General features: G+C 64.9%; 27 protein-coding genes. 10 read left to right on the top strand and 17 right to left on the bottom strand.

What is annotated here, in order from left to right; translation table 11 throughout:
• Positions 1 to 17: 17 nt before the first annotated feature.
• From queA to J2X44_RS06045, 5 genes are all read right to left on the bottom strand, one after another.
• Complete coding sequence (gene queA, locus J2X44_RS06065; protein WP_310088632.1) at positions 18 to 1,085, bottom strand: tRNA preQ1(34) S-adenosylmethionine ribosyltransferase-isomerase QueA; 1,068 nt, start codon at positions 1,083 to 1,085, stop codon at positions 18 to 20.
• Between the two features lie 23 nt (positions 1,086 to 1,108).
• Positions 1,109 to 1,921, bottom strand: a complete 813-nt coding sequence (locus J2X44_RS06060; RefSeq protein WP_405053342.1) for a peptidylprolyl isomerase — start codon at positions 1,919 to 1,921, stop codon at positions 1,109 to 1,111.
• Between the two features lie 86 nt (positions 1,922 to 2,007).
• Positions 2,008 to 2,514 (bottom strand): pantetheine-phosphate adenylyltransferase, encoded by a 507-nt coding sequence (gene coaD, locus J2X44_RS06055; protein WP_310088630.1) that lies wholly within the window; start codon positions 2,512 to 2,514, stop codon positions 2,008 to 2,010.
• Entirely contained in the window at positions 2,514 to 3,368 is an 855-nt protein-coding gene (locus J2X44_RS06050) for a polyprenyl synthetase family protein (protein ID WP_405053392.1), read from the bottom strand. The genes coaD and J2X44_RS06050 overlap by 1 nt, the downstream gene beginning before the upstream one ends.
• A 70-nt stretch (positions 3,369 to 3,438) precedes the next feature.
• Positions 3,439 to 3,714 (bottom strand): exodeoxyribonuclease VII small subunit, encoded by a 276-nt coding sequence (locus J2X44_RS06045; RefSeq protein WP_310088628.1) that lies wholly within the window; start codon positions 3,712 to 3,714, stop codon positions 3,439 to 3,441.
• A gap of 131 nt (positions 3,715 to 3,845) precedes the next feature.
• Between J2X44_RS06045 and J2X44_RS06040 the strand changes: the two genes are divergently transcribed.
• The 4 genes from J2X44_RS06040 (at position 3,846) to J2X44_RS06025 (ending at position 7,894) form a co-directional block, all read left to right on the top strand.
• The gene (locus J2X44_RS06040; protein ID WP_310088627.1) at positions 3,846 to 4,262 is read left to right on the top strand and encodes a DUF2177 family protein; all 417 of its coding nucleotides are present in this window, start codon (positions 3,846 to 3,848) and stop codon (positions 4,260 to 4,262) included.
• A gap of 131 nt (positions 4,263 to 4,393) precedes the next feature.
• Positions 4,394 to 4,690 carry a hypothetical protein gene (locus tag J2X44_RS06035; protein ID WP_310088626.1) on the top strand — a complete coding sequence of 99 codons (297 nt, stop codon included), beginning with the start codon at positions 4,394 to 4,396 and terminating at the stop codon, positions 4,688 to 4,690.
• An 81-nt stretch (positions 4,691 to 4,771) separates the two neighbouring features.
• Complete coding sequence (gene purL, locus J2X44_RS06030; RefSeq protein WP_310088625.1) at positions 4,772 to 7,027, top strand: phosphoribosylformylglycinamidine synthase subunit PurL; 2,256 nt, start codon at positions 4,772 to 4,774, stop codon at positions 7,025 to 7,027.
• 129 nt (positions 7,028 to 7,156) lie between these two features.
• Positions 7,157 to 7,894 carry a DUF72 domain-containing protein gene (locus J2X44_RS06025; RefSeq protein WP_310088624.1) on the top strand — a complete coding sequence of 246 codons (738 nt, stop codon included), beginning with the start codon at positions 7,157 to 7,159 and terminating at the stop codon, positions 7,892 to 7,894.
• Positions 7,895 to 7,986: 92 nt separating this feature from the next.
• On the opposite strand, the gene J2X44_RS06020 is transcribed toward J2X44_RS06025, so the two are convergent.
• Positions 7,987 to 8,769, bottom strand: a complete 783-nt coding sequence (locus J2X44_RS06020) for a Coq4 family protein (RefSeq protein ID WP_310088623.1) — start codon at positions 8,767 to 8,769, stop codon at positions 7,987 to 7,989.
• Positions 8,770 to 8,896: 127 nt separating this feature from the next.
• Between J2X44_RS06020 and J2X44_RS06015 the strand changes: the two genes are divergently transcribed.
• Positions 8,897 to 10,150, top strand: coding sequence for a DUF418 domain-containing protein (locus J2X44_RS06015; protein WP_310088622.1), 1,254 nt, complete (start codon positions 8,897 to 8,899; stop codon positions 10,148 to 10,150).
• On the opposite strand, the gene J2X44_RS06010 is transcribed toward J2X44_RS06015, so the two are convergent.
• The 6 genes from J2X44_RS06010 to panB form a co-directional block, all read right to left on the bottom strand.
• The gene (locus J2X44_RS06010) at positions 10,144 to 10,548 is read right to left on the bottom strand and encodes an Hpt domain-containing protein (RefSeq protein ID WP_310088621.1); all 405 of its coding nucleotides are present in this window, start codon (positions 10,546 to 10,548) and stop codon (positions 10,144 to 10,146) included. The two genes, J2X44_RS06015 and J2X44_RS06010, sit on opposite strands and share 7 nt — an antisense overlap.
• Before the next feature lie 116 nt (positions 10,549 to 10,664).
• Complete coding sequence (locus tag J2X44_RS06005) at positions 10,665 to 10,898, bottom strand: sulfurtransferase TusA family protein (protein WP_310088620.1); 234 nt, start codon at positions 10,896 to 10,898, stop codon at positions 10,665 to 10,667.
• Entirely contained in the window at positions 10,895 to 12,271 is a 1,377-nt protein-coding gene (gene der, locus J2X44_RS06000; RefSeq protein ID WP_310088619.1) for a ribosome biogenesis GTPase Der, read from the bottom strand. The genes J2X44_RS06005 and der overlap by 4 nt, the downstream gene beginning before the upstream one ends.
• A 173-nt stretch (positions 12,272 to 12,444) precedes the next feature.
• Positions 12,445 to 13,779 (bottom strand): PQQ-binding-like beta-propeller repeat protein, encoded by a 1,335-nt coding sequence (locus J2X44_RS05995; protein ID WP_310088618.1) that lies wholly within the window; start codon positions 13,777 to 13,779, stop codon positions 12,445 to 12,447.
• A 1-nt stretch (position 13,780) separates the two neighbouring features.
• On the bottom strand, positions 13,781 to 14,554 hold the full coding sequence (locus tag J2X44_RS05990) for a tetratricopeptide repeat protein (protein WP_310088617.1): 774 nt from the start codon (positions 14,552 to 14,554) through the stop codon (positions 13,781 to 13,783).
• 108 nt (positions 14,555 to 14,662) lie between these two features.
• On the bottom strand, positions 14,663 to 15,526 hold the full coding sequence (gene panB / locus J2X44_RS05985; RefSeq protein WP_310088616.1) for a 3-methyl-2-oxobutanoate hydroxymethyltransferase: 864 nt from the start codon (positions 15,524 to 15,526) through the stop codon (positions 14,663 to 14,665).
• 126 nt (positions 15,527 to 15,652) lie between these two features.
• Here panB and J2X44_RS05980 point away from each other — a divergent pair, with 126 nt between their 5' ends.
• On the top strand, positions 15,653 to 16,075 hold the full coding sequence (locus tag J2X44_RS05980; RefSeq protein WP_310088615.1) for a hypothetical protein: 423 nt from the start codon (positions 15,653 to 15,655) through the stop codon (positions 16,073 to 16,075).
• Positions 16,076 to 16,078: 3 nt separating this feature from the next.
• Complete coding sequence (locus tag J2X44_RS05975; RefSeq protein ID WP_310088614.1) at positions 16,079 to 16,300, top strand: helix-turn-helix transcriptional regulator; 222 nt, start codon at positions 16,079 to 16,081, stop codon at positions 16,298 to 16,300.
• A 65-nt stretch (positions 16,301 to 16,365) separates the two neighbouring features.
• On the opposite strand, the gene J2X44_RS05970 is transcribed toward J2X44_RS05975, so the two are convergent.
• From J2X44_RS05970 to J2X44_RS05960, 3 genes are read right to left on the bottom strand one after another with little or no spacing between them, the layout of a single operon-like run.
• Positions 16,366 to 17,442 carry a glycerophosphodiester phosphodiesterase gene (locus J2X44_RS05970; RefSeq protein ID WP_310088613.1) on the bottom strand — a complete coding sequence of 359 codons (1,077 nt, stop codon included), beginning with the start codon at positions 17,440 to 17,442 and terminating at the stop codon, positions 16,366 to 16,368.
• Positions 17,439 to 17,789 (bottom strand): ArsC family reductase, encoded by a 351-nt coding sequence (locus tag J2X44_RS05965; protein ID WP_310088612.1) that lies wholly within the window; start codon positions 17,787 to 17,789, stop codon positions 17,439 to 17,441. The genes J2X44_RS05970 and J2X44_RS05965 overlap by 4 nt, the downstream gene beginning before the upstream one ends.
• A gap of 56 nt (positions 17,790 to 17,845) precedes the next feature.
• Positions 17,846 to 18,481 carry a cyclic nucleotide-binding domain-containing protein gene (locus tag J2X44_RS05960; protein WP_310089329.1) on the bottom strand — a complete coding sequence of 212 codons (636 nt, stop codon included), beginning with the start codon at positions 18,479 to 18,481 and terminating at the stop codon, positions 17,846 to 17,848.
• Positions 18,482 to 18,778: 297 nt separating this feature from the next.
• On the opposite strand from J2X44_RS05960, the gene J2X44_RS05955 reads away from it, so the two are divergent.
• Positions 18,779 to 20,152, top strand: a complete 1,374-nt coding sequence (locus J2X44_RS05955) for a class II 3-deoxy-7-phosphoheptulonate synthase (RefSeq protein ID WP_310088611.1) — start codon at positions 18,779 to 18,781, stop codon at positions 20,150 to 20,152.
• Positions 20,153 to 20,250: 98 nt separating this feature from the next.
• On the opposite strand, the gene J2X44_RS05950 is transcribed toward J2X44_RS05955, so the two are convergent.
• Positions 20,251 to 21,753, bottom strand: coding sequence for a M28 family peptidase (locus J2X44_RS05950; RefSeq protein WP_310088610.1), 1,503 nt, complete (start codon positions 21,751 to 21,753; stop codon positions 20,251 to 20,253).
• A gap of 216 nt (positions 21,754 to 21,969) precedes the next feature.
• A complete protein-coding gene (locus J2X44_RS05945) occupies positions 21,970 to 22,779 on the bottom strand; it encodes a CoA ester lyase (protein ID WP_310088609.1) in 810 nt (269 codons plus the stop codon).
• An 81-nt stretch (positions 22,780 to 22,860) separates the two neighbouring features.
• Between J2X44_RS05945 and J2X44_RS05940 the strand changes: the two genes are divergently transcribed.
• Positions 22,861 to 23,781: an SPFH domain-containing protein gene (locus J2X44_RS05940; RefSeq protein WP_310088608.1), complete on the top strand. Its 921-nt coding sequence runs from the start codon at positions 22,861 to 22,863 to the stop codon at positions 23,779 to 23,781.
• A gap of 1 nt (position 23,782) precedes the next feature.
• On the top strand, positions 23,783 to 24,229 hold the full coding sequence (locus J2X44_RS05935) for an NfeD family protein (RefSeq protein WP_310088607.1): 447 nt from the start codon (positions 23,783 to 23,785) through the stop codon (positions 24,227 to 24,229).
• The last annotated feature ends 132 nt before the right edge of the window (positions 24,230 to 24,361 follow it).

Below are 24,361 nucleotides of genomic sequence, written 5' to 3'. Positions count from 1 at the left end.
CCTCGGCAGAGCGGCGGCTAACCGGCGGTCCCAGGCAGCAACAGGCTGGCGTCGCCATAGCTGTAGAACCGGTAGTCGGCGGCGATCGCGTGGCCATAGGCGCGCTGCATGACCTCCAGCCCCATCAGTGCACTGACCAGCATGAACAGGGTCGAGCGCGGCAGGTGGAAGTTGGTCATCAGCCCGTCGATCGCCTTGAACCGATAGCCGGGGGTGATGAAGATCGCCGTGTCGCCCGCGAAAGCGGCGATCGTGCCGTCGTCCTGCGCCGCGCTTTCCAGCAACCGCAGGCTGGTGGTGCCGACCGCGATGACGCGGCCGCCCGCGGCGCGCACGGCGTTGAGCCGCGCCGCGGTGTCGGCCTCGATCCGCCCCCATTCGGCGTGCATGACATGATCTTCGGTGTCGTCGGCCTTCACCGGCAGGAAGGTGCCCGCGCCGACGTGCAGCGTCAGCGTCTCGGTCGCGATTCCCGCGGCCGCCAGCGTTTCGAGCAGCGCGGGCGTGAAGTGGAGCGCCGCGGTCGGCGCCGCGACCGCGCCATCCTTTGTCGCGAACATCGTCTGGTAATCGGACCGGTCGTCATCGTCGGTGGGGCGCTTGCCCGCGATATAGGGCGGCAGCGGCATCGTCCCCGCGCGGTCGAGCAGGACTTCCACCGGCTCATCGCCCGCGAACGCCAGGATGAAGCTGCCGTCGGGCAATCGCTCCTCGGCCAGCGCCGAAACGCCCGCGCCGAAATCGACCGTCTCGCCGACCCGCAGCCGTTTGGCGTTGCGGACGAAGGCCTGCCAGCGGCGCAGGTCGATCCGCTTGTGGAGCGTCGCGCCGATTTTCGCCCCCGACGCGCTCTGCACGTCATCTTGTCGAACGCCGCGGCGTCCCTCCAGCTGTGCCGGGATTACGCGCGTATCGTTGAACACCAGACAGTCGCCGGGGCGCAGCCACGCGGGCAAGTCGCCGACCCCCGCATCGACGATCCGGTCGCCGTCGACCACCAGCATCCGCGCCGCGTCGCGCGGCCGCGCTGGGCGCAGCGCGATGCGTTCGTTCGGCAGGTCAAAATCGAAGGCGTCGACGCGCATGATTGTCGGGCGCGTCGCTGCGCTTACTGGCCGATCGGCGCGTTGAGCTGATCGACCGTCACGTCGGCCGCCGCGGCCGGAGCGGGCGCCGCCTCGGTCAGCAGCGATGCCGGCGGGATCGGCTTGTTGTCGGCGGCCACCGATACCTGGACCATGCGCGACATCACCACGGGCGGCTCGCCCTTTTGGATCGCATCGACATATTGCATCCCCGACACGACGCGGCCGAAGGCGGTGTAGCGGCGATCGAGCGAAAAACGCGGCTGGAGCATGATGAAGAACTGGCTGTTGGCGCTGTCTTCATTTTCGGCGCGCGCCATCGACAAGGTGCCGCGCAGGTGCGGGGTTACATTGAATTCGGCCTTGAGGTCGGGAAGCTGCGAGCCGCCCTGCCCGGTCGCGGTCGGGTCGCCGGTCTGGGCCATGAAGCCATCGATCACGCGGTGGAACTTGATCCCGTCGTAAAAGCCGGCGCGGGCCAATTGCTTCAGTCGCTCGACATGGCCGGGCGCAACGTTCGGATAGAGCTGGATCACCACCCGGCCCCCCGTCGAAAGGTCGATGTTGAGCATATATTCGGGGTTGTTGATATATTGGTCGGGGGTCATCGCGGGGGCGACGACGGGCGCAGCGACGGTGGCGGGAGCGGCCTCGGTCGCCGCGGGCGCATCGGCGGGCGGGGTTTCGACCGGCGGCGCGGGCGCTTCCATCGGCGGCGCAGGCTGGGCGGTGTCAGGCATCGGATTCGGCGCCGACGGCGCCTCTTGCGCGACGGCCGCCGCCGTAAGACCGAACGCCATCGCCGTGAGAATCATGGGGCGGAAAGAAAATGTCATGCTGGATCGGCCTTTGGATAAAAACTGGATTTGCGCCCCGACTGGCGCGCCCTAGCGTGAAAAAGCTGAACGCTCAATGATCGGTATCAGTGATCGCCTTGCAACAGCCCACGCTCGGCGATGCGCGCAACCACCGCGGTGCGCACCGACGGGGTCACAAATTTATGGATGTCGCCGCCAAAGATCGCGATTTCCTTGACCAGCCGCGATGCGATTGGTTGCAGCCCGACGTCGGCCATCAGAAAGACCGTTTCGATCCGGTCGTTGAGCTGCTGGTTCATTCCCGCCATCTGATATTCATATTCGAAATCAGCGACCGCGCGCAGCCCGCGCACGATCATCCCGGCGCCCTCGCGCTCGGCGAAATCCATCAGCAACGAGTTGAAACCGACGACGCGAATATCGCCGCCCAGCCCCGCCACTTCGCTGCGGACCATCTCGATCCGTTCGTCGTCGTCGAACAGCGGCGATTTGGTAATGTTGGTGGTGACGCCGATGACCAGCCGATCGACCAGCTTGGCGCCGCGGCGGATGATGTCCATGTGGCCCAACGTGATCGGGTCAAAGGTTCCGGGATAAACCCCAATACGCATCAGCGGTCCCTTTCCACCACATAGCGGGCAATGGCGCGCAGCAGCGTCGCCTCATCGCCAAAGCTCGCCAGATGCCCGATCGCTTGATCGACCAGCGCCGTCGCCTGCTCGCGGGCGCGCTCCAGTCCCATCAGGGTGACAAAGGTGCCCTTGCCCGCCGCTTCGTCCTTGTGCAACGCCTTGCCCGCCAGCGCCTCGTCGCCCTCGACATCCATGATGTCGTCGGCGATCTGGAACGCCAGCCCGATGTCGCGGGCATAGGCGCGGAGCGCGGTGCGCCCCTCGGGCGGAATACGCGCCAGGATCGCCCCGGCCTCGACCGAAAAGGCAATCAGCGCGCCGGTCTTGAGCTGCTGCAATCGCGTCACCGTCGGCAGGTCGAAATTCGCGGTTTCGGCGGCAAGGTCCATCATCTGGCCGCCCGCCATCCCCGCCGGACCCGCCGCCCGCGAAAGCTCACAGCATAGTTCGCCGCGCACGAACGGATCGCTGCTCGTCGCCGGATCGCACAGCCATTCGAACGCCAGCGCGTGGAGCGAATCGCCCGCGAGCACCGCGGTCGCCTCGTCGAATGCCTTGTGCACGGTCGGCTTGCCGCGGCGCAGATCGTCATCGTCCATGCACGGCAGATCGTCGTGGATCAGCGAATAGACATGCATCGCCTCGACCGCCGCGCCGACGCGCAGGCTGAGCCCGCGATCGACATGGAACAGATCGCCCGCGGCGCGAACGAGCAGCGGGCGCAGCCGCTTCCCCCCTGCGATCGCGGCATGACGCATCGCTTCATAAAGCGGCGCGCGCGGATCGCTGGGCACCGGCAGCAGCTGGTCAAACAGCCGGTCGATCGCCGCCATCACCTCGGCTTGGGTGCTCAGCAACAGCTGCGTTGCGCGCGAAAGCTCGTCGCTAGTCGACGCCATCCGCTCAGCCTTCGCCGAAGGCGGTGGTGCCGGTCGGCCGTCCGTCGGCGCCCAGGCTAACCTGTTCGATCCGCGCCTGCGCCGCGGCGAGCCGCGCCTCGCAATGCCCGCGCAGCGCATGGCCGCGTTCATAGAGCGCCACCGATTCCTCCAGGCTGACATCGCCGCTTTCCAGCCGCCGCACGATCGTTTCGAGCTCGCCCATCGCGGCTTCGAACGAGAGCGTGGCGATGGCAGGGTCCGGGGTGGGCGCGGCAGCGGCTTCGGGGGTCTCCGTCATGCCCCTGCTTTGGCCCGTTCGCCCCCCAATGGTCAAGTGCGGTCAGGCTTGACGGCGCACCAGGCGCGCTTACGCTGGCTCCTCCTGATCGGCGCTCGCAATCGCCCGCCGCTTGCCAAGGAAACCCTGCCATGACCGCGCAAGCCATCGCTGCCTATTTCGCCACCGCCGTCATCTTTGGCGTCCTCGACGCGCTGTGGCTGCGGATGATGGTCACCAAAGTCTATCGCCCCGAAATCGGCGCGCTGCTGATGGACGGCTGGCGCCCCGCTCCGGCGCTGATTTTCTACGCGCTCTATATGCTGGGCATCCAGATTTTCGCCGTCGCGCCCGCGCTGGCAGCGGGCAAATGGCAGGTTGCGGCGCAGTGGGGGGCGATGTTCGGCTTCTTCTGTTACATGACCTATGACCTCACCAACCATGCGACGATGAAGATCTGGTCGACCAAGGTGACGCTGCTCGACATCGCGTGGGGGACGCTGGCGACGGGATTTGCAGCGGGCGCCGCGGCATGGCTGGTGCTGACGTTGCTGCCGCGCGGCGCGTGACGCTGTTCACTTCCGGCAATCCCGATTCCGCTTTTTGCAATTGCCGCGCGGCGCGCGGCCAATCATGCTGCATTGCACAAGAGAGAGGGGCATAAAGGCAAGTTTTGTTCTGATAAACAAGGACTTGCATCATGAAAAAGATCATTCTCCCCATCCTCGGCCTGTTCGCCGCGGTTCCCGCTATCGCCCATGCCGAAGAGGCCGCACCGCAGCGGTTCGAGCATAAGGGCAGCAGCTACAGCTATACCGTCACCCAGGTCGGCGATGTTCGCGTCATCAGCGGCGTCGAGGAACGCACCGGCAAACCCTTCACGCTGCGCGTCGGCCCCCACCGCGTCCGCGGCACCGTCGGATCGCAGCAGGTCAGCTTCCCGCTGCGCGACGTCAAACCGCTGGCCAAGCCCGCGACCACCCTCGCCTCGCGCTGACCGTGTCCGATCGCAGACCCCGTGGTGCTTTTCGCATCATGGGGTCTGTTCGTTTTCCCCACGCGCGGCTAAAGGCGCGCCATGACTCAGACCGCAACCGCGCCCGCCTCCGTCATCACCCCTCAGGTCGTTGCCGACCATGGCCTGTCGCCCGAGGAATATGAGCGCGTCCTGCACGCGATCGGGCGCGAGCCGAACCTGGTCGAACTCGGCATCTTCTCGGTCATGTGGTCCGAGCATTGCAGCTATAAAAGCTCGCGCCTCCACCTCAAGAAATTGCCGACCGAAGCCCCGTGGGTGATCTGCGGCCCCGGCGAGAACGCCGGCGTCATCGACATCGGCGAAGGCGCAGATGGCAAAAAGCTCGCCGCGATCTTCAAGATGGAGAGCCACAACCACCCGTCGTATATCGAACCCTATCAGGGCGCGGCGACCGGGGTCGGCGGCATCCTGCGCGACGTGTTCACCATGGGCGCGCGCCCGGTCGCGAACCTCAACGCGCTGCGCTTCGGCCGCCCCGACCATCCGAAGATGAAACACCTCATCTCGGGCGTCGTCCACGGCATCGGCGGCTATGGCAATTGCGTCGGCGTCCCGACGGTCGGCGGCGAGGTCAATTTCCACAAGGCCTATGACGGCAATATCCTCGTCAACGCGATGACAGTCGGCATCGCCGAGCAGGACAAGATCTTCTATTCGGCCGCCAGCGGCGTCGGCAATCCGATCGTCTATGTCGGATCGAAGACCGGCCGCGATGGCATCCACGGTGCGACGATGGCCTCGGCCGACTTCGGCGAGGATGCCGAGGAAAAGCGCCCGACGGTGCAGGTCGGCGACCCCTTCACCGAGAAACTGCTGATCGAGGCATGCCTCGAACTGATGGCGTCGGACGCGATCGTCGCGATCCAGGACATGGGCGCCGCGGGGCTCACCTCCTCATCGGTCGAGATGGCGTCGAAGGGCGGCGTCGGCCTCCACCTCAAGATGGACGATGTGCCGCAGCGCGAAACCGGCATGACCACCTATGAGATGATGCTGTCCGAATCGCAGGAACGCATGTTGATGGTGCTGAAGCCCGGCCGCGAGGATTTCGCCGCCGCGATCTTCCACAAATGGGAACTCGACTTCGCGGTCATCGGCACCGTCACCGACACGGGGCGCATGGTGCTGGAACATCATGGCGAGATCGTCTGCGATATCCCGCTCGCGCCGCTCGCCGACGATGCGCCGCTCTATGACCGCCCGCACGTCGCAACGCCGAAACAGGCCGAGCTCACCAACGTCCCCGAAACGCAGGACGTCGCCGCCGACCTCAAGACGCTGATGGGCACCCCCGACATCGCCAGCCGCCGCTGGATATGGGAGCAATATGACAGCCAGGTCGGCGCCGACACGGTGCAGACCGGCGGCGACGCCGCGCTCGTCCGCATCCACGGCACCAACCGCGCGCTCGCGATGTCGACCGACTGCACCCCGCGCTATTGCTACGCCGACCCGGTCGAAGGCGGCAAGCAGGCGGTCGCCGAAACCTGGCGGAACATCAGCGCGGTCGGTGCGACGCCGCTCGCGATTACCAACTGCCTCAACTTCGCCAACCCGCAGCGCCCCGAAATCATGGGCCAGATCGTCGGCTGCCTCGACGGAATGGCGCAGGCGTGCATCGCGCTCGACTATCCGATCGTATCGGGCAACGTCAGCCTTTATAACGAGAGCAAGGCGACCGGCGGCGGCAGCGCGATCCTGCCGACCCCCGCGATCGGCGGCGTCGGGGTGATCGAGGACCTAAACAAGGCGGTCGGCATCGGCTTCAAGCGGACCGGCGACATCGTGCTCGCGGTCGGCGAACGCGCCGGGCACCTTGGCCAATCGGTGTGGCTGCGCGAAATCCATGGGCGCGAAGAAGGCCCGCCGCCGCCGGTCAACTTGCGCTGCGAAAAGCGCACCGGCGATTTTATCCGCAAGGCGATCAACGCGGGCTGGATCACCGCGTGCCATGACGTGTCCGACGGCGGCATCGCGGTGACGCTGGCCGAAATGGCGCTGAAGTCCGACATCGGCGTGCTGGTCAGCGAAGAACAGCCGTTCGGTATTGCCGAGAGTTTCTTTGGTGAGGATCAGGGGTTGTATCTGGTCACGGTCTGCGACACCTGCCTAGCCGACTTCCTCGACGCCGCGGGCCGGGCCGACGTGCCGGTCGATCCGGTGGGGCGGACGATCAAGGACCGTATCGTGTTCGAGCTGCCGGATAGCGACCATGAGGTGACGCTGGCCGAGCTGCGCGAGGCGCATGAGGGGTTTTTCCCGGCGTTGATGGGGGCCGACGCGGCTTTGGCCTAAGCCGCGCGGCGCTTGCCTCATCCGTCATTGCGAGCGTAGCGAAGCAATCCAGAGCGGCTTGTCACGCCTTGGGTTGCTTCGCTACGCTCGCAATGACGAGCTGTTATTTGGGACGGAGGTGAAAGGTCCGTGACCATCCACATCGGCATCGGCGGCTGGACCTTCGAACCGTGGCGCGGCCCCTTCTATCCCGCTGGCCTCGCGCAGAAACGCGAGCTTGAATATGCCGGGCAGCATCTGACCGGGATCGAGATCAACAGCACCTATTACGGCAGCCAGAAGCCCGAGACGTTCGCGGGTTGGGCGGCCACGGTCCCCGATGGCTTCCAATTCAGCGTCAAGGCGTCACGCTTCACCACCAATCGCAAGGTATTGAAAGAGGGCGCTGCGTCGATCGAGAAATTCCTGACGCAAGGCCTCACCCGCCTCGGCGACCGGCTCGGCCCGATCCACTGGCAATTCATGGCGACCAAGAAATTCGACCGCGACGATTTCGCGGGCTTCCTCGATTTGTTGCCAGATACGCAGGACGGCTTGCCGCTGCGCCATGCGATCGAGGTGCGCCACGAAAGTTTCTGCGATCAGGCGTTCATCGACATGCTGCGCGCGCGGAACATGGCGGTGGTTTACGCCGACAGCGATGATTTCCCGTGTATCGACGAGCAGACCGCCGACTTCACCTATGCTCGGTTGCAGCGTTCGGTCGAAGAGGTTGAAACCGGCTATGACGACAAGGCGCTCGACCGGTGGGCGGCGCAAGCCCACGATTGGGCGCAAGGCGACCGCGACGTCTATCTGTTCTTCATCGCCGGCGCCAAGGTGCGCAACCCGGCAGCGGCGCAGGCCCTGATCGCCAAGCTGAGCTAGCCCAAGTCGTCGTCCCGGCGAAGGCCGGGATCTCAACGGTGCTCGGCAATGTAACGGCGAGACCCCGGCCTTCGCCGGGGTGACGGTTTAGCTCAGGCCGCCATCGCCTGCTGCGACGCCAGGAAGTTATACGGATCGATCCCGCGGCTGCGGTATGCACGGTGCGCTTCCTGATACAGCGTCGGCTCGCCAATCCCCAGCCGCGCGCGCGCCGCGTCGAGCGGTTCGGCGAGCAGCGCGCGGATGTCCTGTTCGATGATCGCCTTCGCCGCTTTGCCGTGGCGCTGACCTTGGCGGATCGCGCCGAACACCGGGGCGTCGGCTTTGACGCCGCGCTTCACTTCATAGCCGCCCGCATAGGCGATGAAAAAATTGCCGTAATTACCGGTCTGGCCATAGGTGAAGCCAAGGACGCATTGTTCGCCCAACGCGTCGCGGCCATAGCCGGTCAGGATGTGGAACAGGTCGTGCGTGTCGCGCAGGCGGTTGGCGTACCATTGCACCTGATCGTCGAACTTCGGGCGGCCCATCTTGTCGGCTTCGGCAACAAGGCCCGCGGCCGAAAGCCCCTCGCGGCGCATGAAGGTGACATAGGCATGGCCGACACTCCCCTCGGGCAGCGCGTCGATCCAGGCGTGATCGTCGAGCAGGTCGGGCAGATAGGGTTCGCTCGCCATCAGTTGGCGACCCTTGTCGCTTTCGACGAAAGCGCGCGCATCGTCCATGAATCCCTTGCGCGGCAGGCTTTCAAAGATGTGGAACACCTGTTCGGTGTCTTCCTTGTCCTTGATCAGCTTGCGGAAATGCGCGAACGCCTTGAACGGGCGAAACGTCGGCAGCTTGCGGTCGGGGTGGGAAAAGATGGTCGGGGTCATGGCTGGTCTCGTGCGAATCTGCTGATAACGATCAGATAGCACTACTGACATAGATGTCAATAGTAAGTTAATCGCTGGACCGATGTCCTGCTCGACTGTTATAGCATTATAATACAGTGGAGGGCGTATGAACAACGACAGCGGCGACCGCACCGAACGGCTCATCACCCTTGATGCGATGCGCGGCTTTGCCGTGATGGGCATATTGGCGATGAACATCGTCGCCTTTGCCATGCCCGAAATGGCCTATGTGTCGCCGCGCGCCTATGGCGGCGAAACCGCGTCCGACCTTGCTGCCTGGGGGCTTGGCTTTCTGCTGTTCGACGGCAAGATGCGCGGCCTGTTCTCGATCCTGTTCGGGGCAAGCATGGTCTTGATCACCGACCGCGCCGAGGCGACCGGACAAAATCCGCGATCGGTCCATTATCGCCGCATGGCGTGGCTCGCGGTGTTTGGGCTCTGCCATTATTTCTTCATCTGGTGGGGCGACATCCTGTTCCTCTATGCGGCGGTTGGCTGCGTCGCCTTTCGTTTCCGCACATGGGAGGCGCGGCGGCTGATCAAATGGGCGCTCGGCCTGTTCACGCTCGGCGTCGTCCTGACATCGCTGTTCTTTGGCGCCCAGCTGGCAGTCGCCAGCGCCGCCGATGATCCCGCATCGCCGATGGCCGAGGCCGGTCAAGGCGTGCGCGACGAATATGCCAAGATCGACGGTGAGGTCACCGCCGAACTGACGCTGTTCCGCGGGCCTTATCTGCCGATCCTGGGCGAACGGCTGGACAACGCCGCCAACCCGCTGATCATGGTGCTGATGTCGTTCCTCGAAACGCTGCCGCTGATGCTGCTCGGCATGGCGCTGTTCCGCAATGGCTTCCTGACCGGGACATGGAGCACCGATGATTATCGGCGGACCGCGCTGCGCTGGCTGCCGCCGGGGCTGGCGTTGACCATGGTGGTCGGCTGGCTGCAATGGCGAGCCGATTTCGACTATATCGTCGCGGTCAACGCCTTTATCGCTTGGGCGGCGCCGGGGCGGTTAATGATGACGATCGCCTATGCCGCGCTGCTCGTGCTGGTGATCCGCGCCGCCACAGGCAGCGCGCTGATCGCACGCGTCGCGGCGACGGGGCGCGCGGCCTTTTCCAACTATCTGGGGACCAGCATCGTGATGACGACGGTCTTTTACGGCTATGGATTCGGGCTGTTCGGCGACGTCGGCCGCTGGACGCTGTATCTGGTCTGCGTCGGCATGTGGGCGCTGATGCTGCTGTGGTCAAAGCCCTGGCTCGACCGCTTTCGCTATGGACCGCTCGAATGGTTGTGGCGGAGTTTGGCGCGCGGCGCGGTTCAACCGATGCGGAAACCGCCGACCGCTCAGTAACCGACCGCGCGGCCGAATCCGGCCGGGCGGCGCTGGACGAGCGGATTGGCTTCGCGTTCGAGCGCGCTCAGCGTTTCTTCGAACAATCGCCGCAGGTCGACGACGCGCGGCAGATATTCTTCCGGGCTGGTCTGGCTTTCGACGCAATGGCGCGCGAACATTTCAATGTCTTCGGCAACCGCGCCGAGCTTTTCGCCGCCAAACTGGCGCGCTTCGCTTTTCAGCGTGTGCGCGGGCATGACGAGACCGCGCGCGTCGCGGGCGCGCATCGCCTCTTCGATCGCGGCGACGGACTTGGTGCCATCTTCGCGGAAATAGCCCAGAATCCGCACAAACGCGGCGCCCAACTGGGTGCGCGTGGCGCGGAATTCATCCCAATCGACCAGGATTTCGTCCAATGCTTTGTCCCTTGGTATGCAAATTCGGTCGGTGGTCCCGCCCGACACATGCCCAACTTCGGTAAAAAAGCCGTTACGATGCGATCGGCCGACAAGAAAAGCCGCCCCAATTTGGGTCAGCGGCGACGCACCCGCCAGCGCCCCGCGTCATGCCCCACGGCTTCAGCCTCGACCAGCCAGCCACGCTCGTCGGCCAGTGCCGCAACCTCGCGCCCCGCCTGCGGATCGTCAGCGATCAGCACCACATCGGCGGCTTCGCGCATCGCGCGCGCCAGCCGCAGTGCGGGCCAGGGGCAGCGCATCCCCCGGGCATCGACGACCAGCGCCGCCGTGCCGTCAGCTTGGGTCATTCGTCATAGGGGTTGCGCGAGTTGCGGAAATTGAGCCGCACCGGCACCCCCTGGAACCCCAATTCCTTGCGCATCCCGTTGACCAGATAGCGGGTGTAGCTTCCCGGCAGGCTGTCGGTGCGGGTGCCGAACACGACAAAGGTCGGCGGCCGGGTGCGCGCCTGGGTGATATAGCGCAGTTTGATGCGTTTGCCGCCCGGCGCGGGCGGCGGATTATTCTCCACCGCACTCTCGAACCAGCGGTTGAGCTTGGCGGTCGAAACGCGGTTGGTCCAGATCGCCCGCTGTTCGAACGCAACGCGCACCAGCGTGTCGATCCCTTTGCCGGTCGCGCCCGAAATCGTCAGCACCGGGACGCCCTTGACCTGGCTCAGCCCGTCCTCGAGCGCGCCGCGGACACCGTTGAACAGCGACGAGGGATCTTCGGCGACATCCCATTTGTTGAGCGCGACGATCAACGCACGCCCCTCTTGCAGCACCCGGTCGGCGATGTGCAGATCCTGCGCCTCCAGCCCCTTGGTCGCATCGAGCAGCAGCACGACGACCTCGGCGAAATCGACCGCGTGCAGCGCGTCCATCACCGACAATTTTTCCAGCTTCTCGACCACTTTGGCGCGCTTGCGCATTCCGGCGGTGTCGAACAGTTGAATTTCGTGGACCTCGCCGTCGTCTTCCCATTGCCAGTCGACGCGGATCGAATCGCGGGTGATCCCTGCCTCCGGCCCGGTGATCAGGCGATCCTCGCCGATCATCCGGTTGATCAGCGTCGATTTACCCGCGTTCGGACGCCCGACGATCGCCAGCTTCATCGGGCCGAGCGGCGCATCCTCGTCATCGGAGGCGGCGGCGACTTCCTTTTCGATTTCGTCAAACGGCTCGACGATCGGGCGCAGCAGATCGAACAGATCGACCATCCCGTCGCCATGTTCGGCGCTAAGCGCGACCGGATTGTCAAAGCCGAGCGAATAGGATTCCATCAGGCCGTTTTCGCCCTGTTTGCCTTCCGCCTTGTTCACCACCAGGATGATCGGCGTGTCCTCGCTGCGCAGCCAGCGGGCGATTTCCTCGTCGAGCGGCACGACCCCGGCACGGCCGTCGATCATGAACAGCGCGGCATCGGCCTCGCGCACCGCCTTTTCGGTCTGCACCCGCATCCGACCGGGCAGCGTCGCGGCGTCCTGATCCTCGAAACCCGCGGTATCGACGATGCGAAACTCCAGCCCGAGCAGATGGGCGTCGCCCTCGCGGCGGTCGCGCGTCACCCCGGGCTGGTCGTCGACCAGCGCCAGCCGCTTGCCGACCAGCCGGTTGAACAGCGTCGATTTGCCCACATTCGGGCGCCCGACAATGGCTATCGTCGCGAATCGCGACATTGGTTTTTCCTTATTTTCTACGCGCCAAGCCTACACAAATCCGTTTGTCCTGAGGAGCCATTGCGCTTGTCGAAATGGTGTCTCGAAGGACTGCAGGCTTGGCACGGATCCTTCGAGACGGGTCTTCGACAAGCTCAGTCCCTCCTCAGGACGAACGGGGTAAGCTGGGAATTTTAACGCCAGGCCGTGATCTGCCCGTCGTCCGCCAAAATATACAGAATATTGTTCGCCACCACCGGCGCCTGCGACAGCGGCGATTTGAATTCGGTCGAACCGAGCAGCGAGCCGTCGGCCGGCGAATATTCCGCCATGACCCCCTCGCTGTTGACCGCGATCAGACGGCCCCCGGCCAGAATCGGCCCGGTCCAGCGGATCGGATCCTTTTTCTTCTTTTCGGTTTCGACCCGGAAACGCGCGAGCTGTTGCAGCCAGCGCACCTTGCCCGACGTGCGCGCGACACACAGCAATTTGCCGTCGTCGGTCATCGCATAAACCCACTCGCCGACAACATAGGGGGTCGAAATACCGGCGATCGAGATTTCCCAGCTGCGCTGCCCGGTGAGCAGTTCGTAGCTCGCCATGCGGCCGCCCTGGCCCAGCGCAAAAACGCGGCCATTGTCGACGACCGGATCGGCATCGACGTCGGTCAGCGTGGATACCGACAGCGCCATCGACGTGCGCGCCAGCGCATCTTCCCACAGGTCGCGGCCGTTTTCATAGCGATAGGCCTGAACCTCGCCCGACGAGAAACCGGCGACGATCGTCCCCTGCCCCGCCGCGGGCGACGCCGCGCCAAACACGCTGCCGGGTTCGAGCGACGCCGTCGCCTGCCACAACACCGCGCCATTGGCAGCGTTGAGTGCGATAATCTGGTTGTCCTGGCTGATCACATAGACGCCGCCAAAGGCGATTGTCGGCGCGCCGCGCAGCGGACCCGCGGGCTTCACCTTCCAGATCACCGATCCGTCGGCGACATTCAGCGCCGCGACATCGCCCGCGCCGCTGGTCGCATAGACGACATTGCCATCGACCCCGGCGCCGCCTCCGAACAGCGAATCCTTGAAATCCTTGCCGGTGCTGCCGATCGCGGTACGCCACAACGGCGCTCCGGTATCGGCGGCGAGCGCCGTGACCACCGCCTCGGTATCGACGGCGAACAGGCGGTTGTCGGCGATCACCGGCGACGCGGCGAGCCGCTGCTTGTTCGTGCTGCCGGCGATATTGGCCTGCCACAGCTTGCTGCGCGTCGCGCCAAGCGCCGGGTGACCCATGGATTTCGATGCATTGCCGCCCGACTGCGCCCAGGCGGCGTTAATCGCGGGCTCGGGCAGGACGACCGCGATCGCCGCGGTGGCCGGATCGACCTTGATGCTGTTGTCGTTCGACAGGATCGATACTCGGTCGCCGATCGTCGGCGTCTTGGGGCCGCCGTCGCCCTTGAAAACTCCGCAGCCCGCAAGCGGCAGCGCCATCAGCGCAACAAAAATTCCGAAATGCGTTTTGCGCATATTATTTCGCTTCCTCAACTGGGGCGGCTGCCGCTGCCTGAGGCGCGGCATTGCCATTCTGGTCTTTTGCGGCGCTGTCGGCGGCGCGATCGGCAACCGCATCGACGCCCAGCATACCGGCCATCTGGACCGACCGGGATTGCAGCGATTTGGTCACGCCGGGCAGCTTGGCGATACGGCCGTAGAGCGCCCCGGCCTGGTCATATTGACCCTGTTGATAATGGGCGGTCGCCGACAGTTCGGCGGCGCTGGCGAACCAGCTCGACGCCGGATCCTTGGCATCAACCAGCGGCTTCATCCGCGCGATCACCGTTGCGGGTTTCAGGCTGTCATATTCAAACGCGGTCTGGCGGATCAGCGCAAGATCGCGCAGCGCCTGGTCCAGTTTGGTGTCAGCAGCAACCGTCGCCATCAGCGCCGCAGCGGCCTTCAGGTCGCCGCCCTGCGCCTTGATATTCGCCTGCTGCATCACGGCGACGGCGCGATAGGCTGGATCGCCCCCGGCCGCCAGCTTTTCGAGTTCGGTGGCGGCGGCGCGGGGCTGGTTGGCGCCCAATTTTTCGAACGCCGCGATCAGTTCCTCGGCCTGCTGCCCGCGCGCGACATCCTGGCGGTGGTTCCAGTACAGATAGCCGCCGAACGCCAGCAAAGCGGCGAGCACCCCGCCGATGATCCAGCGGCCATAGCGTTGCATGATCGTGTCGAGCCGGTCCTTGCGAACGGCTTCGTCAACCTCTTGCAACAGCGCGGCATCGTTGGTCGGGCTCAGGGCCAATCAAACCTCCATTTGTCATTCATGGCTCGGGGGCCGCGGCTTCCTTAGCGACGGTGCGGAAAAAGGCCAAGCGATTCACTTGCACTAGGGTCCGTGCCGCACGCCGTCTCAGCCCGCGTAGATCTGATCCTCGGTCGGGAATGAACGGGACCTGACCTGATCGGCATATTCCCGCACCGCGCCGTCGACGACGCCAGCCATATCCTGATAGCGTTTCACGAATTTGGGGACACGTTCGAACATGCCCAGCATATCTTCGGTCACCAGCACCTGGCCGTCGCACTGCGCCGATGCGCCGATGCCGATGGTCGGACAGGCAACCTTGTTCGTCACCTCGATCGCGATCGATTCGAGCACGCCTTCGATGACCAGCGAAAACGCCCCGGCCTGCGACACCGCCACCGAATCTTCGACGATCGACCGCGCTTCCTCGTCGCTTTTGCCGCGCACCCCATAGCCGCCCAGAATATTCACCGCCTGCGGCGTCAGCCCGACATGCCCCATCACCGGGATGCCCCGCTGGGTCAGGAACTCGATCGTCGGGGCCAGCGCACGGCCGCCCTCCAGCTTCACCGCCGCGGCGCCGGTTTCCTTGAGCAGCCGGGCGGCGTTGGTGAACGCCTGCTCGGGGCTCGCTTCATAGCTGCCGAACGGCATATCGACGATGACCGCGGCATGATAACTGCCGCGCACCACCGCGGCGCCGTGCAGCGCCATCATTTCCATCGTCACCCCGACCGTGTGCGGTAGGCCGTAAATCACCTGCCCCAACGAATCGCCGACCAGCAGCATGTCGCAATGCGGGTCGAGCAGCTGCGCCATGCGGACGGTGTAGGCGGTCAGCATGACGATCGGTTCGCCGCCCTTGCGCTGGCGGATGCGCGGCACCGTCAGGCGCTTCATCGGCTGCGGCGTCGGGTTCGCGCGGCTGGTCGAGGTGTCGAAGGTGAGCGTTTTGGGCAGGGTGGACATGGGGCGCGGGCTTAGCGGCTAAACCGCGTCGGCAAAAGCGCCAAGCAGCTCGATGCAAAATTCATTTGACACTATGTTAGAAATATTCGACATTGAGTGCATAACGATTAACACCGGAGATTGCAGATGTCGTTCAACGAGAAAATCCACTGGGCTGCGTTCGTGGCCATTGTCAGCGCCTTTGGCTGGTATTTCCTTTCCTACCCCTGGCAAATCGTTGGCAGCCGTGCCGGGGTGGCTGCGGCGGCGGATATGCTGTTGCCGGTCACCATCATCATCATCGGCGCGATGTCGCTGACCGCCGCTTTCTTTGCGATTCGCGCGCCCAAAGAAGCCCATCTGAAAGACGATGAACGCGAACGCACGATCCATATGCGGGGGACGCACCTCGCCTATTACCCTTTGGTCCTCGGGGTTTGGGCCAATCTGTTCGCGATCTTCTATCAGTTGAGCGCGGCGGTGCATCTCAATCTGCTGATCGCAACGGTTGTGGTCGCCGAACTCGTTCGCGTCGGATCGCAGCTCTATTTCTATCGTCGCGGGTATTGAGCGATGACCCGGCTCCCCTTCACCAACGACATTAGGACGCTGCGGTTTCTGGCGGGCGAAATGACCCAAGGCGACTTGGGCGATCATGTCGGCGTCACGCGCCAGACGATCGCGGCGATCGAACAGGGAAAATATTCGCCATCGCTGGAGGTCGCATTCCGCATCGCCCGCGTCTTTGACAAGCCGCTCGAAGCGGTATTCCAGTGGGAGAGTGGGAAGGATTGACACAGCGCGGCCGCGCCGGCCCGGCCCACGCCTCTCCCCGGAGGCGTCGGGTCGGGCCTTGGTCGTTACTTCGCCGGGCGCGATTTCATCGTCGCCACCGCCTCGCGCGGGTTGTCGCTGAACAGTCCGTCGATGCCGGTCCGCAAATACGCTGCGATCTCGGCGCCCAGATCGCCATGCCCGGCGGGGTTCACGCCGCCCTTGTCGCCCAGCGGCAGGAAATAATTCTCGCGGCGAAAGGTCCACGGATGCACCTTCAGTCCCGCGGCATGGGCGTCGCGCACCAGGCTGGTCGGATCGCCAAGTGACCCCAGAGCGCCGCGCGGGATGACCATCGCCTTGTTCGGCCCGATCCCATCGGCATAGGCCGCGATCGCCTTCAGCCCCATCGGCGTCGCCATCGACGCATAGCTGGTGCCGGGCATATCGGGCGGACCGCCTTCGCCGTCCATCAACTGAATCAGCGGCAGGTCGCTCTTGGCGCGCAGGTCGATCAGGTTCCGCACCTCGAAGCTCTGGATATACACCGGCGCCTTGCGGCCACGATAGCCGAAGCGGCCCAGCAGCGCGAGCAGCGGCGCGTCATGCGGCAGGCCGATCGCGATGAAATGGCTGGGGTGCTTGGTCTCGGGATAGACGCCAACGGGTTGCTCGCGGCCCCGGTTGACCTCGGCCAGCAGCGCCAATATTTCTTCGAAGGTCGGAATGTCGAACTGGCCGTCATAATCGGTCGAGCGCAGTTTCGGCAGCCGCTCACGGGCGCCCAGTGTCTTGAGTTCGGCAAGCGTGAAGTCTTCGGTGAACCAACCGGTCACCTGGCTGCCGTCGATCGTCTTGGTCATTTTGCGCTCGGCAAACTCTGGACGATCGGCGACGTCGGTCGTCTCCGAAATCTCGTTCTCGTGCCGCGCGACCAGCACGCCGTCCTTGGTCAGCACCAGATCGGGTTCGATAAAGTCAGCGCCCTGCTCGATCGCGAGTCGGTAGGCCGCGATCGTATGCTCGGGCCGTTCGCCCGACGCGCCGCGGTGCGCGATGACAATCGGCGGCTGGCCGTCGAGGGTGGGGTGCGCGGTCACCACGTCAGCCGAACAGCCGGCGAGCAAGGTCAGGGCTAGTGCGGCCGCCATCCACCGGATCATGCCGCAAAACGCGCCTGCCAGTCGGCGGCCGAAAAGCCGACGCTGATGCCTGCGGGGCTTTCGACAATGGGGCGGCGGATCATCGCGGGCTGGTCGAGCATCAACGCCTTGGCCGATCCCGCATCAAGACCATCCTTTTGTGCATCGCGGAGCTTGCGAAAGGTGGTGCCCGCCCTGTTGAGCAGCTTGTCCCAGCCCAGCGCATCGATCCAGCTTTGCAGCTGCGCGGCGTCGAGCCCGTCCTTGCGAAGATCGTGAAAGCGGTAGGCCACGCCCTTCTCGTCGAGCCAGCGCCGCGCCTTTTTCACCGTGTCGCAGTTCGGGATGCCATAGAGAATCAAAGTCATGCATTTGGGTTAGCAGGTGGCGGTTACATATTCGAGGCGCCATCGTGCCGCAGCGCTCAACCGATCGGCGGCCGGTCGGCCAGGCGGGTGTTGGCGCTGGCCAATTTGCCGCGCAGCGCCCGCGCGAACCCCTCATGCAGCGCGCTCGCGATGCTCGGATTCGCCGCCAGATAGGCGCGCAGCGCCGCTGCCGGGACGAACCATAGCCGTGCATTGCTGCCCAGCAACACCGTCCCGGTGGCATGGGTGCCGTCTAGCACTGTCGCTTCGCCGATCAGCGCGCCGTCGGACAATTTCCCGACCTCGACCCCCTCGCGGTGGATCGCGGCCTGCCCCTCGGCCAGATAGAACAGGCTGGGTGCGGCCTGGTTCTCGCGGATCAAAATCTCGCCGCGCTTCGCCGAAATCCAGTGCCCCTGATCGATCAGACTGCGCGCCGCTACCGGGTTGAGCCCGCTGAAATGCTCACGCCGCAGCGCCTCTTCCTCGGCAGAAAAACTGACCTTTCTTTCACGTAACCACAATCGGGTCAGGATGCCGATATTGACCACCAGGATCGCCAGCACGAGCATGCCATAGCCCACATCGGGTTCACGAAAGAGCACAAGCGGCACCGCGACCAGCGCCGCGGCGGCCAACCCGATCCGGACATAATCGATGCGCACGACGAAGCTGGTCGCAAGCAGGAGCACCAACGCCCCATAGACAAACCATGCAGACTCGAAACTCGCCATAGCCGATCGCTTCGCGTGCAGACCCAAAATCAGGTCACTGGGGTATAACGTTGCCGATAGCCAAATGCCTTGAATGCGCCGGTTGCATTCCAAAAAGCCGTAACAAACTAACAGTTTTGGGCGCGCAAGAAAAGCATAGGTGCGTAAATGTCACGATAATGCTAATTTTCGCGTTTGCGGGAATGGCGCGCATTGCGCCGGATCGGCAATCGCGCCATGGCGGCGCCCGGATTCGCATACGAAAAGAACAGGCAGATGACGAAAAATTGGCAACCGCACAGCTGGCGCTCGCACGACGCCCGCCAACTCCCGACCTATCGCGACGCCGATGCGCTCGCGGCGGCGGAGCGCGAGCTCAGCAATTACCCGCCGCTGGTCTTTGCCGGCGAGGCGCGCGACCTGACCGCCGATCTCGGCCGGGTAGCCGAAGGCAAGGCGTTCCTGCTCCAGGGCGGCGACTGCGCCGAGAGCTTCGCCGAATTTCATCCGAACAACATCCGCGACACCTTCCGCGTCCTGCTCCAGATGGCGGTGGTGCTGACCTTTGCGTCGAAGATGCCGGTGGTGAAGCTCGGCCGCATGGCGGGCCAGTTCGCCAAGCCACGCTCGGCGGACATGGAAGATGTCGATGGCGTGTCGCTGCCCAGCTATCGCGGCGACATCATCAACGACATCGCGTTCGAGGAAGCGGGCCGCGAGCCCGATCCGCAGCGCATGGTCAAGGCCTACAACCAGTCGGCGGCGACGCTGAATCTCCTGCGCGCCTTTGCGAACGGCGGCTATGCCAATTTGCATCAGGTCAACGCCTGGACGCATGACTTCATGGACCGCAGCCCGTGGGCCAAGAAATATCAGGAAACCGCAGGCCGGATTTCCGAAGCGCTCGCCTTCATGGAAGCGTGCGGGGTGACCCCCGAAACAGTGCCGCAGATCAAGGGCACCAGCTTCTACACCAGCCACGAGGCTTTGCTGCTGCCCTATGAGCAGGCGCTTACCCGGCAGGACAGCCTGACCGGCGGCTGGTACGACACGTCGGGCCACTTCCTTTGGGTCGGCGACCGCACCCGTTTCGAGGGATCGGCGCATATCGAGTTCCTGCGCGGCATCGGCAATCCGGTCGGTATGAAATGCGGACCGAGCCTGGAGGCCGACGCTCTGCTGCGCCTGCTCGACACGCTGAACCCGAACCATGTGTCGGGGCGGATGACGCTGATCACGCGCTATGGCCACGACAAGATCGAGGCGCATCTGCCCAAGCTGGTGCGCGCGGTGAAGGAATCGGGGCATCCCGTCGTCTGGTCGTGCGACCCGATGCACGGCAATGTCATCAAGACCCCCAACGGCTACAAGACGCGGCCGTTCGAGCGTATCCTGGCCGAAGTGCGCGGCTTCTTTGCCGTCCACCGCGCCGAGGGGACGCATGGCGGCGGCATCCATATCGAGATGACCGGCCAGAATGTCACCGAATGCACCGGCGGCGCGATGGACGTGACCCAGATGGATCTGGCCGACCGCTATCACACGCACTGCGATCCGCGGCTCAACGCCGGGCAGTCGCTCGAATTGGCGTTCCTGCTGGCCGAGATGCTCAATCAGGAAATGACCGAGCGGGCGAAGCAGGCGGCCTGATTATTCCGTCGCCCCCGCGAAGGCGGGGGCCGCTAGCGGTTTACGCAGCAACGGGTTGCAAGGCCGACGACGGCCCCCGCCTGCGCGGGGGCGACGTTCTATTTCCCCGGCCACACTTTTACATCGCCAAACGCCCGGCCCAACGCGACGTGCAGGTCGGCATCCTCGGCGGCGCCACCCAATGGAATCTTGTCCGAAAAATTGTCGTCCGGGCCGTGATAGTCGCCGCCCAGAAACGCTTCGAGCAGCGGCATGTCAGAAAAACTGCCGCCGACCATCAGCGACGTGACGCCCTTGGCACCGAGCGCCCAGCCGTCCTGGCGCTGGATGAAGGCATCGGCCTCGCCATCTTCATCGAGCTTGCGGCCCAATTTGGTCGCCGCCGCGCGCACCACCGCGTCATAAGCTGGTTTGCCGCGGCCGATCGTCGCGACCGGAGTGCCACGCGGCGAAATCGCGATCGTGTCGACGTTCAGCGCAACGGTGATATCGGTCAACGGCACCACCGGGTAATCGGCGAAATAGCGCGCGCCAAGCAGGCCCTTTTCTTCCGCCGTCGTCGCGAGGAAATAGATGTCGCGGTCGGGGCGCGGACCCGTCGCCAGTCGTTTGGCGACCTCGATCAGCACCGCGATCCCGCTCGCATTATCAACCGCGCCGTTGCAGATGCGGTCGGCGTCGCTTTCCTTGCCGCAGATGCCCAGATGGTCCCAATGGCCCAAGAACAGCACCGCCTTGCCGTCGGGCTTGGCGCCCGGCAGCTTGGCGATGACATTGTTGCTGGCAAAGGGCCGGATCGCGGATTGGGTGGCCAGATCGGCGGTCACCGGCAGCACAACCCCCTTGTAATCGGGTAACTTTGCGGCTTCGCGCACCGCCGCGCCATCCTGTCCCGCTTTCTTGAGCAAAGCATCGGCGGCTTCAAGCGACAGGAAGCCGCTCACCGGCGCGCCCGGCTTGGCGTCGGCCAGTCGCACCGCGGTGCTGCCCGCGCTGTCACGCAGCTGCCCCCATGGCACCGCATCGGTTGCGATCACCAGCACCGCGGCGGCGCCCGCGTCGGCGAGCAGCTGGCGCCGCTCGCGGTAACGCGGCAGCTTGTCGCCGAACGGGGCATTATCGAACAACATGATTGCCAGCTTGCCGGTGACGTCGGCGTTGACCTGGCCCGCGCCATCGACGCCATAACCGACAAAGACCGCGGGAACATTGGCCAGCGCGGCCGAAGCGTCGCGCCCGGTCAGGATGATGCCATCGTCCTCCAGCGCAAAATCGCGGCCATGAACCTTGAATTTCGCGCTGCCGCTGATCGCCTTGCTCTCAACGAACGGCACCGGCTGCAACCAGGGGGTCGAGCTGCCCGGCACCGCTTCCAACCCAGCTCTGGCCCATTCACCGACGATATAGGCGATCGTGCGATCCTCGCCGTCGCTGCCCGGCGCGCGCCCTTCAAACGCGTCGCCGGCCAGGATTTTGATATGGTCGGCGAGCTGGGCCTCAGTGACCGGCGCGTCGGCCTTCGCAGAAGCGGCAATGGCCGGGGCGGACGTGGCGATCAGGGCGACAGCCGCAATCGCGGCGCGAAACTTAATTGCTTGCATGGGGGCGCCGCATGGCATGATCACCGCAGGCAAGCAAGGCGCGTTCGTCGAACGACGAATGGCAGGCGATTTTCCCCTTTGACATGTATGTTCCCCGGCGAAAGCCGGGGCCCAGGGCGTTCGCAGCCGGACGAAGTTTTCTGGCGCCCTAGGCCCCGGCTTTCGCCGGGGAACAGCCGCTTGCTTAGCGAGGAAGCAGCACCCGTCGCCGTCTCATCAACGCCCCGCGCGCCCCAACAACGCCCGCGCCGCTGCAACATGCATATCTTCGATCATCCGACCGTCATGCCGCTGCGCCCCGCCAGTGGCCGCGGCGACCAGCGCTTCGGCGGCGGCGATCTCGCGCGCCGATGGGGCGAAGGCGGTGTTGCACGGATCGACCTGCGACGGGTGGATCAGCGTTTTGCCGTCGAACCCCAGCCGCCGCCCCTCGGCGGCCTCGGCGGCGAAGCCTGCGGCGTCGTCGATCGCGTTGTAAACCCCGTCGAAGCCCCACACCCCCGCGGCGCGCGCCGCCAGCACGATCGCCTGGATCGCATGGCTCATCGCGCCGCGATCCATGCCGTCCGGCAGTTTTAATTCATACGCCAGATCGTTCAGTCCCGCAATCAGCCCGGCGACGGCCGGGTCGGCGGCGATGTCGCGCGCCGCATAGATCGCCGCCGGGGTTTCAATCATCGCCAGCACCGGCAGGCCCAGACCGCGCACCGGCCCCAGATCGGCAGGCGCATCGACCTTGGGCAGCACAAGGGCGTCGAGTTTCAGGTCGGCGAGCGCGTCGAGGTCCGCGGCCTGCTCGGCCGTCCCCGTCGCATTGATCCGCACCGCCACGCGTTTGCCCGGAAACCCCGCCGCCACAGCCGCGCGCATCGCGGCGCGCGCGTCGTTCTTGCGATCGGCGGGGACCGCATCCTCCAGATCGATGATCAGCATGTCGGCGGCCAGCCCGCCCGCCTTTTCGAGCGCGCGGGCGTTCGAACCGGGGACGTAAAGCAGCGAGCGGGGTGCGAAACTGGTGGCGGTCATGCGCTTTTGTCTGGCGCAATGCGGCGGTTCTCGCAATAAAGGAGTGAGGCCTGACGGCCAGGTTCGCAGAGGGGATTTTCGATGGATTATTGGTTTCCGATCGCACTCGTCGTGCTGGCGGCGGTGTTCCTGCTGTGGGCGCTGACCCCGGTTCGACAGGGTTTCAGCTACACGATCGAACGCTTTGGTCGCTACACCCACACCGCGCAGCCGGGGCTGAACTTCATCATGCCGATCTTTGATCGCGTCGGCCGCAAGGTCAACATGATGGAGCAGGTGCTCGACATTCCCGGCCAGGAAATCATCACCAAGGACAATGCGATGGTCGCGGTCGACGGCGTCGTGTTCTTTCAGGTGCTGGACGCCGCCAAGGCAGCCTATGAAGTCAGCGACCTGTATCTGGCGATCATGAACCTGACGACGACCAACCTGCGAACGGTCATGGGGTCGATGGACCTCGACGAAACGCTGTCGAAACGCGATCATATCAACGCCCGGCTGCTCGTCGTGGTTGACGAGGCGACGACGCCCTGGGGGGTCAAGATCACCCGCGTCGAGATCAAGGACATCCGCCCGCCCGCCGATATTTCGAACGCGATGGCGCGGCAGATGAAGGCCGAGCGCGAAAAGCGCGCCAACATCCTCGAGGCCGAAGGCATGCGGGCGTCCGAAATCCTGCGCGCCGAGGGGGAGAAGCAGGGCCAGATCCTGCAGGCCGAGGGCCGCCGCGAGGCCGCCTTCCGCGACGCCGAAGCGCGCGAACGCGAAGCCGAAGCCGAAGCCAAGGCGACGATGATGGTGTCCGACGCGATCGCGGGCGGTAATGCCCAAGCGATCAACTACTTCATCGCGCAGAAATATGTCGAAGCGGTCAGCCAGTTTGCCACCAGCCCGAACAGCAAGACGATCCTGTTCCCGGTCGAGGCGACGCAGCTGATCGGCACGCTCGGCGGCATCGGCGAACTCGCGCGCGACGCGATCGAACGCAAGACGGGAGCATGACATGCCTGAATGGCTGACCAACATGGAACCGCATTGGGCGTGGCTGACCATCGGGGTGCTGCTGTGCGCCGCGGAAATCATCGCGCCCGGCTTCTTCCTCGTCTGGTTGGGGGTTGCGGCGATCGCGACCGGCGTCCTGACCTTTCTGCTGCCGATCGCAGTGCCGATGCAGCTCGGTATCTTTGCGGTGCTGGCGTTCATCGCGCTCTATGGCGCGCGCCGCTGGCTCAAGGCCAATCCGATTGAATCGACCGACCCGTTGCTGAATCAGCGCGGCGGGCGACTGATCGGCGAAGTGCTGACGCTGGTCACCGCGATCGAGAATGGCCGCGGGCGGGCGCGGGTCGGTGACGGCGAATGGCCGGTGCGCGGGCCGGATGCGGCCGAAGGCACGCGGGTCCGGGTGGTCAGCGCCGACGGCGGAGTGCTGGTGGTCGAGGCGGTGTGAAAAAACGATCCTCCCCACTTGTGGGGAGGTGGCAGCGCGCAGCGCTGACGGAGGGGGGTCGCGTCCTTCAACCGCCGCTCAATGCCGATAGCCCCCTCCACCGCTTCGCGGTCCCCCTCCCCGTTCCGGGGA

Source organism: Sphingopyxis sp. BE259, from assembly GCF_031457495.1.
In the GTDB taxonomy this organism is placed as follows: domain Bacteria; phylum Pseudomonadota; class Alphaproteobacteria; order Sphingomonadales; family Sphingomonadaceae; genus Sphingopyxis.
This window is presented reverse-complemented; position numbering and strand designations above follow the sequence as displayed.

Excerpts from the sequence above, each read along its gene's own strand:
- panB (WP_310088616.1), bottom strand. The coding sequence starts at position 15,526 with ATGTCCACCCTGCCCAAAACGCTCACCTTCGACACCTCGACCAGCCGC.
- J2X44_RS06015 (WP_310088622.1), top strand. The coding sequence starts at position 8,897 with ATGAACAACGACAGCGGCGACCGCACCGAACGGCTCATCACCCTTGAT.
- J2X44_RS06020 (WP_310088623.1), bottom strand. The coding sequence starts at position 8,769 with ATGACCCCGACCATCTTTTCCCACCCCGACCGCAAGCTGCCGACGTTT.
- J2X44_RS06005 (WP_310088620.1), bottom strand. The coding sequence starts at position 10,898 with ATGACCCAAGCTGACGGCACGGCGGCGCTGGTCGTCGATGCCCGGGGG.
- J2X44_RS05980 (WP_310088615.1), top strand. The coding sequence starts at position 15,653 with ATGTCGTTCAACGAGAAAATCCACTGGGCTGCGTTCGTGGCCATTGTC.
- J2X44_RS05945 (WP_310088609.1), bottom strand. The coding sequence starts at position 22,779 with ATGACCGCCACCAGTTTCGCACCCCGCTCGCTGCTTTACGTCCCCGGT.
- purL (WP_310088625.1), top strand. The coding sequence starts at position 4,772 with ATGACTCAGACCGCAACCGCGCCCGCCTCCGTCATCACCCCTCAGGTC.
- J2X44_RS05950 (WP_310088610.1), bottom strand. The coding sequence starts at position 21,753 with ATGCAAGCAATTAAGTTTCGCGCCGCGATTGCGGCTGTCGCCCTGATC.
- J2X44_RS05955 (WP_310088611.1), top strand. The coding sequence starts at position 18,779 with ATGACGAAAAATTGGCAACCGCACAGCTGGCGCTCGCACGACGCCCGC.
- coaD (WP_310088630.1), bottom strand. The coding sequence starts at position 2,514 with ATGCGTATTGGGGTTTATCCCGGAACCTTTGACCCGATCACGTTGGGC.
- J2X44_RS06040 (WP_310088627.1), top strand. The coding sequence starts at position 3,846 with ATGACCGCGCAAGCCATCGCTGCCTATTTCGCCACCGCCGTCATCTTT.
- J2X44_RS05935 (WP_310088607.1), top strand. The coding sequence starts at position 23,783 with ATGCCTGAATGGCTGACCAACATGGAACCGCATTGGGCGTGGCTGACC.
- queA (WP_310088632.1), bottom strand. The coding sequence starts at position 1,085 with ATGCGCGTCGACGCCTTCGATTTTGACCTGCCGAACGAACGCATCGCG.
- J2X44_RS06060 (WP_405053342.1), bottom strand. The coding sequence starts at position 1,921 with ATGACATTTTCTTTCCGCCCCATGATTCTCACGGCGATGGCGTTCGGT.
- J2X44_RS06045 (WP_310088628.1), bottom strand. The coding sequence starts at position 3,714 with ATGACGGAGACCCCCGAAGCCGCTGCCGCGCCCACCCCGGACCCTGCC.
- J2X44_RS06050 (WP_405053392.1), bottom strand. The coding sequence starts at position 3,368 with ATGGCGGCGATCGACCGGCTGTTTGACCAGCTGCTGCCGGTGCCCAGC.
- J2X44_RS05965 (WP_310088612.1), bottom strand. The coding sequence starts at position 17,789 with ATGACTTTGATTCTCTATGGCATCCCGAACTGCGACACGGTGAAAAAG.
- J2X44_RS05970 (WP_310088613.1), bottom strand. The coding sequence starts at position 17,442 with ATGATCCGGTGGATGGCGGCCGCACTAGCCCTGACCTTGCTCGCCGGC.
- J2X44_RS06035 (WP_310088626.1), top strand. The coding sequence starts at position 4,394 with ATGAAAAAGATCATTCTCCCCATCCTCGGCCTGTTCGCCGCGGTTCCC.
- J2X44_RS05995 (WP_310088618.1), bottom strand. The coding sequence starts at position 13,779 with ATGCGCAAAACGCATTTCGGAATTTTTGTTGCGCTGATGGCGCTGCCG.
- J2X44_RS05975 (WP_310088614.1), top strand. The coding sequence starts at position 16,079 with ATGACCCGGCTCCCCTTCACCAACGACATTAGGACGCTGCGGTTTCTG.
- der (WP_310088619.1), bottom strand. The coding sequence starts at position 12,271 with ATGTCGCGATTCGCGACGATAGCCATTGTCGGGCGCCCGAATGTGGGC.
- J2X44_RS05940 (WP_310088608.1), top strand. The coding sequence starts at position 22,861 with ATGGATTATTGGTTTCCGATCGCACTCGTCGTGCTGGCGGCGGTGTTC.